At 70.7% G+C, this 11,491-nt stretch carries 8 protein-coding genes; 2 read left to right on the top strand and 6 right to left on the bottom strand.

All coding sequences use genetic code 11. The annotated features are described in order from the left end of the window. Together BJ998_RS45680 and BJ998_RS45675 are read left to right on the top strand one after the other, a co-directional pair. The coding region (locus tag BJ998_RS45680; RefSeq protein WP_246490219.1) for a sensor histidine kinase at positions 1-640 on the top strand (640 nt) is incomplete at its 5' end. 196 nt (positions 641-836) lie between these two features. Next, positions 837-1,550 (top strand): GAF and ANTAR domain-containing protein, encoded by a 714-nt coding sequence (locus BJ998_RS45675; RefSeq protein WP_184870461.1) that lies wholly within the window; start codon positions 837-839, stop codon positions 1,548-1,550. Positions 1,551-1,915: 365 nt separating this feature from the next. Here BJ998_RS45675 and BJ998_RS45670 read toward each other — a convergent pair whose 3' ends face one another. The 6 genes from BJ998_RS45670 to BJ998_RS45645 form a co-directional block, all read right to left on the bottom strand. Beyond that, positions 1,916-2,977 (bottom strand): threonine synthase, encoded by a 1,062-nt coding sequence (locus BJ998_RS45670; RefSeq protein WP_246490218.1) that lies wholly within the window; start codon positions 2,975-2,977, stop codon positions 1,916-1,918. A gap of 115 nt (positions 2,978-3,092) precedes the next feature. After that, a complete protein-coding gene (gene sbnA, locus BJ998_RS45665; protein WP_184870460.1) occupies positions 3,093-4,079 on the bottom strand; it encodes a 2,3-diaminopropionate biosynthesis protein SbnA in 987 nt (328 codons plus the stop codon). Positions 4,080-4,116: 37 nt separating this feature from the next. Further along, positions 4,117-5,172 (bottom strand): 2,3-diaminopropionate biosynthesis protein SbnB, encoded by a 1,056-nt coding sequence (gene sbnB / locus BJ998_RS45660; RefSeq protein WP_184870459.1) that lies wholly within the window; start codon positions 5,170-5,172, stop codon positions 4,117-4,119. Continuing rightward, complete coding sequence (locus BJ998_RS45655) at positions 5,169-6,173, bottom strand: TauD/TfdA family dioxygenase (protein WP_184870458.1); 1,005 nt, start codon at positions 6,171-6,173, stop codon at positions 5,169-5,171. The genes sbnB and BJ998_RS45655 overlap by 4 nt, the downstream gene beginning before the upstream one ends. Before the next feature lie 193 nt (positions 6,174-6,366). After that, a complete protein-coding gene (locus BJ998_RS45650; RefSeq protein ID WP_246490217.1) occupies positions 6,367-8,820 on the bottom strand; it encodes a non-ribosomal peptide synthetase in 2,454 nt (817 codons plus the stop codon). Positions 8,821-8,845: 25 nt separating this feature from the next. Continuing rightward, the gene (locus BJ998_RS45645; protein ID WP_184870457.1) at positions 8,846-11,395 is read right to left on the bottom strand and encodes a Pls/PosA family non-ribosomal peptide synthetase; all 2,550 of its coding nucleotides are present in this window, start codon (positions 11,393-11,395) and stop codon (positions 8,846-8,848) included. Positions 11,396-11,491 lie beyond the last annotated feature (96 nt).

Here is an 11,491-nt window from a genome sequence, read left to right as displayed (position 1 = left end):
CCAGGCGCGCACCGATCTGGCCGCCTCCCGGGCGCGCGTGGTGGCCGCCGCCGACGAGACCCGCCGGCGGATCGAACGCGACCTGCACGACGGCATCCAGCAGCGACTGGTCTCCCTCGCGCTGGACCTGCGGGCGGCCGAGGCCGGGGTGCCGGCCGAGTTGCCCGGACTGCTGGCGGAGCTGTCCGGGGTCATTTCCGGGTTGGCGGCGGCGGTGGACGAGTTGCGCGAGATCTCGCGGGGGATCCACCCCGCGATCCTGTCCGAGGGTGGGCTGGGGCCCGCGCTCAGGGCGCTGGCCCGCCGCTCGGCCGTCCCGGTCGCGATCGACGTGCGGGTCGAGGGCCGACTGCCGCGGCCGGTCGAGGTCGCGGCCTACTACACCGTGGCGGAGGCGCTGGCCAACGCCACGAAACACGCGCGGGCGTCGGAGGTCCGCGTCGAAGCGGCGGTGCGGGGCGACCGGTTGCACGTCTCGGTCCGCGACGACGGCATCGGCGGCGCCGACCCGGCGCGCGGGTCCGGCCTGATCGGGCTCACCGACCGGATCGAGGCCCTGGAAGGGCGGATCACCGTCGCCAGCCCGCCCGGCCTGGGCACCTCGATCGAGGTGGAGCTGCCCGTGGGCGTGGACGAGTGACGGCGGGCGGTTCCGGCTAGCTGGTATGCCCCGCTGCCGGTGAGCACCCAGGACAAGACGCCCGGTCGCTGCGACGACACGCGCCCGCTCAACCACGAAGCTGTGGTGTTGCAAGGAACGAACGCCGAGCATCGGGACGTGAGATGCGAGCGACTGAGAAGCTGGAGCACCGAGACGGACAGCCGAGGTGAGCGGCATGGCCGGCGACCGGGACCAGGCGATTGCCGCCGCGATCAGCAGGCTGGCCAGCGCCAACAACGTGCCCGTCGGGATCGAGCATGTATGCCGCGCCTGCTCGGCCGCGCTCGGCCTGGCCGGGGTGAGCCTGTGCACGATCGGCGACCTCGGGCTGGGCGAGCCGATCTACGCGACGGACGTCGTCAGCGAGCGGGCGATCGAACTGGAGATCACCGTCGGCGCCGGTCCGGGCATGCAGGCGCTGCGGGACGGCAACGTGGTGATGTCGACCGACCTGTCCAGCACGGCCGGCCTGAACCAGTGGCCGGTGCTGGTCCCCATGCTGAGTTCGCTCGGCGTGCAGGCCGTGTTCGCGTTCCCGCTGGCCGCGGCCGAGGTGACGATCGGCGTCCTTGAGCTGTACCGCGCCTACCCGGGTGGCTTGCCGATGGCGGCGCTCACCGATGGCCAGCTTTTCGCGGACTACGCGACGGCGTTGCTGCTCGACAGCGACTGCTGGCGGCGGGGGAGCGATATGGCGGACATGCTCGGCGGCACGCTGCCGGAACAGTGGGCGCGGGTGAACCTGGCGGCGGTTGTCGTCTCGGTCCAACTGGGCATCGGCGTGACGCAGGCGTACCAGCGCCTGCGCGCCTACGCGTTCACTGTGGACTGTCAGTTGCGGGAGGTCGCCGACGCCGTACTGGAGGGCGGCATCCAGTTCACGCCGTGATCTCGTCCCGGTCGACGCCTGGCGTGCAGTGGACATTGGCGTCGCATTGTGAGGATTCCGCGATTTGGCCCCTCACGTGAGCCATGTGGGCGCGGCATAGTGGGACTCGCCGTCCGGTGGCACGAGACGTCGCAGTCGGTGGACACCGGGCGGTGCGAGTGCGGACCGCCGACGCGCAGGGAGGAGGTCCGACCGGCAGGTGGTCTCCCGCTACCGCCAAGTGATGACCGACCCACAGGAGACCACCGCTGTCGGGTCATCGTGCTCGCCTACCGCAGCTGGTCCGATGCCGGTGTGGCCACCGCCGGACCGGCTGCCGCCGGTCCCTGGCAATGCTCCCCAGCTGTCAGGGACCGGCCTCTGCGTCAGCAAGCACCCGCCAGTGCCCGTTCGACCTCGTCGAGTCCCTCGACGACCGCCACCCGGCCCGGGCCGGCCGGCCCACCGCCCGCCTTCACTTCCCGGCCGGTGACCAGCAGGACCGTCGTTTCCGACCGGTCGACCAGGCCGCACTCGACAGCACGGGCCAGCCCGGCGAGCGCCGCCGCCCCGGCGGGTTCCGCCCCCACGCCGGCCCGCGCGGCCAACGTCGTGACCGCGCTCAGCAGCGCGTTGTCGGTGACCGCCACCATCGCACCGCCGCCCCGGCGCACCGCGTCGAGCACGGCGTCACCGATGGCCGGGCGGACTACCGCGATGCCGTCGGCCACCGTCGCCGTGGGATCCAACTCCGCCGGGCCGGCGGGTGCGCCGAACCAGGCGCGCACCAACGGCTGGCAGCTCTCGGCCTGGACGCCGATCAGGCGCGGTTGCCGCCCGGCGTGGCCACAGCTGACGAGCTCGGCGAAGCCCTTGTCCAGCGCCACCAGCGTGGGACCGTCGCCGACCGGGACGATCATCACGTCCGGGAGCCGGCGGCCGAGCTGTTCCCACACCTCGAACGCCACGGTCTTCTTCGCCTCGATGGTGTACGGGTTGGCGCCGGTGTTGCGGTCGAGCCAGCCGAACGAGCGCGCGGCCGCCCGGGAGAGGTCGACGGCGGCCGCGTAGCCCGCGGGCACGCGGAAGACGTGCGCACCGGCCTGCGTCATGAGCGCGAGCTTGTCCGGCCGGCAACCGGTGGACACGAAGATGACGGCCCGCATCCCGGCGCCCGCGGCGCCGAAGGCGGTGGCCACGGCCGCGTTGCCGGTGGAGGCGGTCGTGATCGTGTCCATCCCGCGGCGCAGCCCGTCCTCGATCACGAGCGCGGTGGCTCGATCCTTGTTGGACGCGGTCGGGTTCCGCGTCTCGTCCTTGATCCACAGGTGCGGCGTGCCCAGTGTCCGGCGGAGAGCCGGCACGGGCAGCAGCGGCGTGCCGCCGATCGGCAGCGGGTACCGCACCGGGCCGTCGGGGACCGGCAGCAGCTTCCGGTACCGCCACATCGTGAACGCCCGCGGGCGCTCACCCGCTATCAGCGCGGAGCCGTAATCGTATTGCAGCCACTCACAACCCGCTCGATCGACCGACCCGGTCACGCTACCCACGTGGTCTCCTACGTCAGGCCGACCGCGAACCCGCGGTCAGCTCGTCGGAACCGAGCACGTCGTCACCGTAGAGATCCTGCAGCCAGTTGGTCTGGTAGACGGTGTCGAGGTAGCGCTCGCCGAGGTCCGGCGCGACGGCCACCGCCGTGAGTCCGCCCGCGTCGTACCGGGACAGCCATTCCGCGGCGCCGCTGACCACCGTGCCGGTGGAACCGCCGAACAGGAAGCCGTTCCTGGCCAGGCGATGGCAGGCGCGGATGGTGTCCGCCTCCTCGACGTGCACGACATCGTCCACATAGGACTCGTCGAGCAGCGGCGGGCGAACGCTCGTGCCCAGGCCGGGAATCATCCGGCGGGCCGGCGGGCCGCCGAAGGTCACCGAGCCGACGCTGTCCACCGCGACGACCCGCACCCGACGGCGCCACTGCCGGAAGTAGCGCGCGCAGCCCATCAGGGTCCCCGTCGTGCCCGCGCCGACGAACAGCACGTCCAGTCCGGGGAACTGGCGGGCGATCGCCGGCGCCGTCCTGCGGTAGTGCGCCCGCCAGTTGCCCGGATTGGCGTACTGGTTGAGCCACACGTACCGGTCGTCGGAGTCGCACAGCGCGCGGACATGGGCGATCCGCGCGCCGAGGAAGCCCCCGACGGGATCCGGCTCGGCGATGACGTGCACCCGGCTGCCCAACGCCTCCATCATGCGCCTGGTCGACAGGTTGCACCGCGAGTCGGTGACGCACAGGAACCGGTGGCCCCTGCTCGCGGCGATCACGCTCAGCGCCACGCCCAGGTTCCCGGACGAGGACTCGACCAGGACCGAGCCGGGCCGCAGCAGCCCGTCCCGCTCGGCCGCCGTGACCATCTCGGTCGCCGCCTTCAGCTTGATCGAGCCGGCGAAGTTGAAGCCCTCGCACTTCAGGTAGAGCGAACGCCTCACGATCGACCGAAGGTCGACGTAGAGGCTCTCCTCGTTGAAGTCCTCGGGAACGGATATGACTGACACTCGTGACCCCCTCGTCCGCGGCCGGTGAACCGGCCGCTCATCCATACCGACGCAGCTCGTGGAAGAAGTCGTCGACGACGTGCAACTCGCCGGCGCGGAACACCTCGTCGTAGACGTGCCGACCCACCGCCAGGTCGAGCACGCCGAGACCGAAGGGCGAGAACACCAGCGGCCGATCCGCCGGCGGCGCCACCCGGCCGGCGATCACGTCGTCCAACGTGCCGTGCAGGAAGTCCCGGTTGCCGGTGAGCTGTTCGGCCAGGTGCGGCGACGTGTCGGCCCGCAGGCAGTGCTCGACGTCGTCGACGATGTTGGCCGAGGCGAGCACGATCTCCGGCGCGAGGTCGCGCAGCGACACGTGCAGCACCACCGGGTTGTGGTCGAACCAGGACAGGTCGCCGACATGCGGCCGGCCGGCGACGGTGGCGAAGACCACCAGGTCACTGGCGCGTAGCAGCCGCTCGGGATCGGGCTGCACGGTGATCCGGCCGGTGGCGCCCGACCGCTCCAGGTGGCTTCGGAAGCCGGCCACGCTGTCGTCGGACAGGTCGTACACGCCGATCTCGTCGAACGACCAGCCGGTGGCCGCCAGGTAGGTGTGGATGTAGCGGGCGATCAGGCCCGTCCCGAAGAACCCGACCCGCGTCGGGCGCGGCCGGCCGCGGCTGAGCCAGTCGGCCGCCGACGCCGCCGACGCGGCCGTCCTGGCGGCACTGATGATCGAGCCTTCCAGGCAGGCGAACGGGTAGCCGGTGTCATGGTCGTTGAGGATCAGCACGGCCGAGGCCCGCGGGAGGCCAGCCGCGACGTTCTCCGGGAAACTGGAGATCCACTTCAGGCCGTCCACCCGTGCCTGCCCGCCGATCGAGGCGGGCAGCGCGATGATGCGCGAGGTCGGCCGGTCGGGGAAGCGCAGGAAGTAGGACGGCGGGTTCACCGAATCACCGGCGCTGTGCGACCGGTAGGCGGCCTCGACCAACTCCACGATCTGCTTCTCGCGACCCCGCAGCGCCTGCCGGACCTGAGCGCCGGAGATCACCGCGAACGACGGTACGAGACCGGATCCCGTTTCTGTGGAACGAATGGCGCTCATCGGTCGGCCACCTCGACGGTCGGCGAGCAGTCGACCAGGCGCACCGCGTCGGCCAGCGCGACGAGCACCTCGCGTGATCCCTCGAAGGGCTCCCGGCCGTGCGCGGTGCGGATGTTGTCGACGAGCATCAGGTCACCCGCCTGCCACGGCTCGCGGACGGTGTTGACCTGGTAGACGTCGTTGAGCAGCTGGATGACGTCCTCGCCGATCGGGTCGCCGTCGCCGAAGCGCGTGGTGAACGGCAACCCGTCGGCGCCGTAGACGTCCACCAGGTACTCCCGCACCTCGGGGGCCAGCGTCCACTCGTTGAGGAAGGCGATCTGGTTGAACCAGCAGCGCCGGCCGGTCACCGGATGCCGCACCACCGCACTGCGGCGCTGCCAGGTGCGCAGGCCACCGTCGGACTGCCACTCGAACTCGATCGCGTTGGCGCGGCAGTAGTCCTCGACGGCCATCCGGTCGTCGGTGCCGAAGGCCTGCGTCAGGGACGCGCCGATCTCGTCGTTGTAGTTGCGGGTGAGCAGCCAGCCCTCCCACTCGAACCGCTCGACCAGCTCCGTGGGCAACGCGTCGAGCACGGTCGGCGAATCCGCCAGCACGGTCGCCCCGCCGCCGGCCGGCGCCCGCAGGCACGCGAACAGCATCAGGGCGGGGAAGTCGAGGGTGTAGCTCATTTCGTGGTGCATGCACATCTGCTGGTTCGGCGGCCACTTCGACGCGGAGTAGACGCCGTCGCAGTGGTTTCGCCGTGACGCGAAGGACTCCCGCTCGACCATCAGGCCGGTGGCCAGGCGCTGGAAGACCGCGGCGATCTCGGCCTCGTCGCGCAACGACAGGCCGCGGACCAGAACCGAACCGTGTTCGGCGACGGTGGCACGGAGTGCGTCGCGGTGCTCGGCCGCCCAACTCGGCGCGTCGCCGGCCGCCTCGACCCGCAGCATCGGCGGCGCGCCGGGCCGCAGGTCGACGTCGAGCAGTGCGGCCGGAGATGAGGAAGACATCTGGGTTCCCTTCGTGCTGTGTTTATGCCGCGCGTGCCGCGCGGGGCTCGGCCCCTTTGGGGCCGGTGCCTTCCCTGGCCGGATTTAGCCCGCCGCGTCGGCTTGGGTGGTGGGTTGCGCTGGGTGGCGGCGGGCGAAATCCGGCGACGGTCCAGGCACCGGCGGGGCCTCGCGGAACTCGGCAGGTTGGTGTTCAGGAGGAAGCCAGTAGTTCGGCCAGGTCGGCGAGGATCGGGTGCCGGGTGAGGTCCGCCGGGGACACCGCGCGGTCCAGGGCGATCGCCAGCTTGACCGCGGACAGCGACGTGCCTCCCCGGTCGAAGAAGTGGTCCCGCCGGCCGATCTGGTCGGCGCGCACGCCGAGCACCTCCGCCCAGGCGGCCGCCAGCCGCCGCTCGGCCCGCGTGCTCGGCGCCTGGTACGCCCCCTCGGTGCCGTCACTGCCGGTGAGGGCCGTCAGCGTCGTTCTGTCGATCTTGCCGTTGGGGGTCAGCGGCAGGTTCTCCCGCCAGTGGAAGGCCGACGGGACCATGTACCCGGGCAGCGATTCCGCCAGCCGGTCCCGCAGGACGTCGGCCGCCAGCGGCCGCGGCCCGGCGTAGAAGGCAACCAGGCGCTTGCTCCGGTCCGTCCGCCCGGCGACCACCACCGCGCCGTCACGGACGCCGGGCACCCGCGACAGGGCGTTCTCGACCTCGCCGATCTCGATCCGGAAACCGGAGATCTTGACCTGGTTGTCCCGGCGGCCGAGGAACTCCAGCTTGCCGTCCGGCCGCCAGCGGCCGTAGTCGCCGCTCCGGCAGACGCGCCGGCCCGGGCGATGCGGGTCGGCCATGAAGACCGCGCTGCTGCGCTCGGGATCGTTGACATAGCCGCGGCCGACGCAGACCCCGGAGAAGACGATCACGCCGGGCGCGCCCAGCGGCACCGGCGACAGGTGCTCGTCGACGACGTAGACACCGACGTTGTCGATGGGGCGACCGAGTGGGACCCGGTCCCCGTCCGGCGCCCGGTCCATGACCTCGTGCACGGCGTCGTCCGAGGTCTCGGTCAGCCCGTAGGTGTTGACCAGCTTGATCCCGGGCTGGGCGGCGAACCAGCGATGCACGAGCTCCATCTTCAGGAAGTCCCCGGTGGGCGACACCGTGTGCAGGTCGGGCAGTTCCCGGGGGTGCTGCTCCAGATAGGACAGCACGACGTCCAGATAGGACGGAACGACCTGGAGCACGGCGGCCCGGCCGTCGACGATCGTGTCGACGAATCGCTCGACGTCCAGGATCACCTCCTGCTCGACCAGCAGGGTCCGCCCGCCGACCAGGAGCGCGGCGACCAGCTGCCACACCGAGATGTCGAAGCACTGCGGTCCGGTCTGGGGAACCACCTCCCCCTCACCGAGCTCCAGGTCGGCGATCTTGGCGTAGATGTGGTTGAGCATGCCCGCGTGCTCGCACATCGCTCCCTTGGGCGCTCCGGTGGAGCCCGAGGTGAACAGGACGTAGGCGAGTTGGTCCGGCTCGACGCCGACGCCGAGATCGCCGTCGGCGTGACCCTCCTCGTACGCCGTGTCGACCCGGAGTTTCGCAACGCCGGGCAGGGTGTCGAGGGCCGCGTCGAGCGTGGTGGCGCTGCCGTGTTCGGTCAGCACGAGCCCGCACTCGGCCAGGGAGAGCGCGGCCGCGATGCGACTGGCCGGGAAATGCGGCTCGATGGGCAGGTACACGCCGCCGGCCTTGAAGATCGCGATGACGGCGGCCATCCAGTCCAGGTTTCGCTCGGTGACGACCGCGACGACGCCCTCACGGCGCAGGCCCCGCGCCAACAGAGCCCGTCCCAGTTGGTTGGCCCGGGAATTGAGCTCCCGGTAGGTCCACTGCCGGTCGCCGTGCACGGCCGCGATCGCGTCCGGGTGCATCCGCACGCGCTGCTCGAACAGCTCGTGCACCCGCCGGTCCGGCAGTTCCCGGCGAGGTCCGGCGAGCCCGTCGAGTTGGAAGCGGAGTTCCTGGCCGGACAGCAGGCTCTGCCGGCGGTGCTCGGCGTCCGGATCGGCGACGATGAGCGCGAGTGCGCGGTGGTGGTAGCCGGCGATCCTGGCGGCGCAGTCGGCGTCGAGCACATCGGTGCGGTATCGAAGCCGCAGCTCGATCCGACCGCCGTGCTGCGAGATTCCCACCCGCAGCACGGCTTTCTCGGGAAGGTCACCGTCGGTGCCGGCCGGATCGAACACCACCTCGAACGGCGGCTCGGTCATGCCCAACTCGCGGCCGAGTACGTCGACGGGAAAGTCCTTGTGCGACAGCAGTTGCGACTGGACGAGATGGGCGTCGCACACCACGCCCCGCCACGAGCCGTGCTCGGTCGTCAGCCGACAGGGCAGCGGTCCGCTGCCGGCCGCGGCGACGTAGCCGGTCGCGACCTCGCGTTCGCCGGACAGCGCGGACAACACCTTGGCGTGCGCCGCCAACAGCACCGAGTCCAACGACACCGCCCACTCGTCCGCCAGCCGGCACACCGCCGCCGTGACGTCGTCGGGAACAACCGAGTCATGCTCGGCGACACCGGGCGCCGGATCGTGGGTCCATCGCGGGATGGCGGTGAATCCGCCGGCGCCGAGCATGCCGCGCCAGAACTCCGCTGACATGTCCATCGAGTTTCTCCTCCGCTCCCTGGTGCTACTTGTCGCCGGTCAGAGCGGCGTCGGCGCTGTGGTCGTCGTTCCGGCGGGCCGGCGAACCGGTTGCGGTGTCGGGCATCTCACGGGCCGGGTTCCCGCCCCACCGGGCATGGGGCGGGACTTCCTCGCCCTTCATGAGGAAGGAGTCGGGGGCGAGCACCACGCCGTCACCCATCGTCACGCCGTAGTGGACAAGCGCGCCGACCCCGATGGTGCAGCCGGACCCGATCGTGATGCGGTCGGCCTTGAAGGCGAAGTCCTCCAGCGAGTGGCACTGGATCGAGCTTCCCACGTTGAGCGCGCAGTCGTCGCCGATCGTCACCATGTCCTTCTCCGCCATGGTGCAGCCGTCGTCGAGCAGCCTCCGGCCGAGTCGGACACCCAGCAGCCGCCAGGCCACGTTCTTCAGCGGGGTTCCGTTGAGTGCCATGTGCATGTGCCCGGTCAGCTTGAGGAAACGTTCCCGCCGCCAGCAGTCGAGCTGGTAGATCGAGCAGTACGACGGCTGTGTGCCCCGGAACCCCGTGGCGGCGCGTTCGACCAGCGCGAAGTAGACCACGCCGAACACCAGGGAGAAGACGGCGAACGACGCGATCGCCAGGCCGCCCCACGAGCCCCGCAGGTCCGCGGCCCAGAAACCGGTCAGGGTGATCACGAAGGCATAGCCCCACCGCGACAGCAGGAACCACGCGATGGTGAGGGCATTGTGCTTGTTCTTGGCCGCCAGGCGGCCGGGCAGTTCGTCCCCGCTCGCCATGTGCTGGAACCTGCTGTCCCGCTCGACCGTGCGGGGGATCTCGAAGCTGGGCGAGCCCAGAAGTCCGACATCCTCGCGGATCTCCCCGTCGAGCGGGACGAGGACCTTGGTCGCGAGCAGGCAGTTGTCGCCGGTCCGGCCCCGCGCGGGATAGACGATGTCGTTCCCGAGGAAGTTGTTCCGGCCGATCGACGCTTCGGACACGCGGAACGACGTGCTGGAGTAGTCGGCATTGGCGATCGACAATCCGTCGGCGACCACCGTGCCGCTGCCGACGGAGACCAGGTAGGGGGTCTCGTGCTTGACCTGCTTGCCGAAGTTCGCTCCGGTCTGCACGACCGGCGCGAGCCGATACCCGAGGCAGCGCAGGTAGCCGACGATGTAGGAGCTGTCGCCGAGGAGCTCGACGAAGAACTTCCGGTTGGTCAGGCCCGCGATCGCCCGGTGGGCGGCGTAGCGGAATCCGTACAGGCGATAGACCTTGTCCGGCTCGATGACGAGATTGAGCAGGCGGGGAAGGGTGACCACGAGGAGGAGGCCGAGGAGCACGGAACCGAAGAAGAGCACCAGGGATGTCACCAACACGACGCCCACGAACGACCAGCTCGCGAAGGCCGTCGAATCCGAGTCGAACAGTGTCGCGAGCCCCGGGACCTCTCCGAACAGCAGGTCCGTGGCGCTCAGCATCAGCGGCAGGTACAGCAACAGCAGGCTCGCCAGTTGCACCGCGGTGTAGACGGCCCTTCTCCCGATGCCACAGTCGGCCGGTGCGGCTGTCTGGTAGTTCGCTTCGGTCGGCTGCGCGGGGGAGCCGTGCCAGCGCTGGCCGTGGGGTATGTGCTGTCCCGTGTGGAGTGAGGAGACATGGCCGAGCTGGGCCCCGTCGCCGATCGAGGTCTCGATGTCGAGCACCGCCTTCTCACCGACGAACGCGTCCCGCCCGACGGTGACCGCGCCCGTCTCGATCCAGCCGGCGTGGGCTCGGTACCCGGTGAGGTAGGTGTCCTTGCGGATGATCGTGCCGTCGCCGATGGTGAGCAGGTCGGTGCACACGGGCGCGTGCCGCGAGAAGACCACGGCGCCGCGGCCGACCCGCGCACCCAGTGCCCTCAGGTAGAGCACGTAGAGCGGCGAACCGGCGAACAGAACCACCGGGTTCAGCGTGACCAGGGTCTTGACCAGCCAGAACCGGACGTAGTCCAGGCTCCAGACGCGGATCCGCCGGCGCTTCCACCGGCCGACCAGCACCCATTTCGCCGCGATCGGGAGGGTGCACGCGGCGAGGAAGGTCACGCCTCCGACCACCACCGTGCGCAGGTAGTCGGCGAGCAGGTTTCCGCTGGCCGCAACCCACTGGATGGCTTGGTCGAGGCCGAGCGCGACGAGACAGACGTACCCGAGCAGGAGCAGAACCTGCAGCGTTCCGCAGAGGACGTACTGCCGCGTGCTTGCCGGCGGCCCCACCTCGACGGGTGGCTGGGCCGGCTCGACGAGCGTGTCGCCCGGGGGCGCGAGCGCCGCTGCCAGGCTGGCGATCGTGGGATGTTGGTAGACGTCCTTCATCGACACCGACGGCACGTCCGCCCGCTTCCTCACCCGGGCGCAGAAATGGGCCATCACCAACGAGTCGGCGCCCAGATCGTCGAAGAAGTGGCTGTCGACCGGCACGCGCTCGACACGCACGACGTCGGCCAGCACCTCCGCGAGGATCCCCTCGGCGTCGGCGCCGCACCGGATGGTGGAAGGTTCGGCCAGATCGGCTGTCAAGGTCTCGACAGACTTGCCCGCCACGTGAGCTCCCTGAACCAGAAGTCGGCAGATCCGCGCAGGGGGCGGAAAGGAACGCGACAAGCGTGCGTCGGACCGCGTGACGGAACATCCGCGAAG

Origin of the sequence: Kutzneria kofuensis (assembly GCF_014203355.1) — a bacterium.
GTDB lineage: Bacteria > Actinomycetota > Actinomycetes > Mycobacteriales > Pseudonocardiaceae > Kutzneria > Kutzneria kofuensis.
The sequence above is the reverse complement of the archived record's forward strand: the minus strand, read 5'-3'. Positions and strand labels throughout refer to the sequence as shown.

What these genes read in the sequence shown, in the direction of transcription:
- BJ998_RS45675 (WP_184870461.1), top strand. Translation starts at nt 837, where the DNA reads ATGGCCGGCGACCGGGACCAGGCGATTGCCGCCGCGATCAGCAGGCTG.
- BJ998_RS45670 (WP_246490218.1), bottom strand. Translation starts at nt 2,977, where the DNA reads ATGTGGCGGTACCGGAAGCTGCTGCCGGTCCCCGACGGCCCGGTGCGG.
- sbnB (WP_184870459.1), bottom strand. Translation starts at nt 5,172, where the DNA reads ATGAGCGCCATTCGTTCCACAGAAACGGGATCCGGTCTCGTACCGTCG.
- BJ998_RS45655 (WP_184870458.1), bottom strand. Translation starts at nt 6,173, where the DNA reads ATGTCTTCCTCATCTCCGGCCGCACTGCTCGACGTCGACCTGCGGCCC.
- BJ998_RS45650 (WP_246490217.1), bottom strand. Translation starts at nt 8,820, where the DNA reads ATGGACATGTCAGCGGAGTTCTGGCGCGGCATGCTCGGCGCCGGCGGA.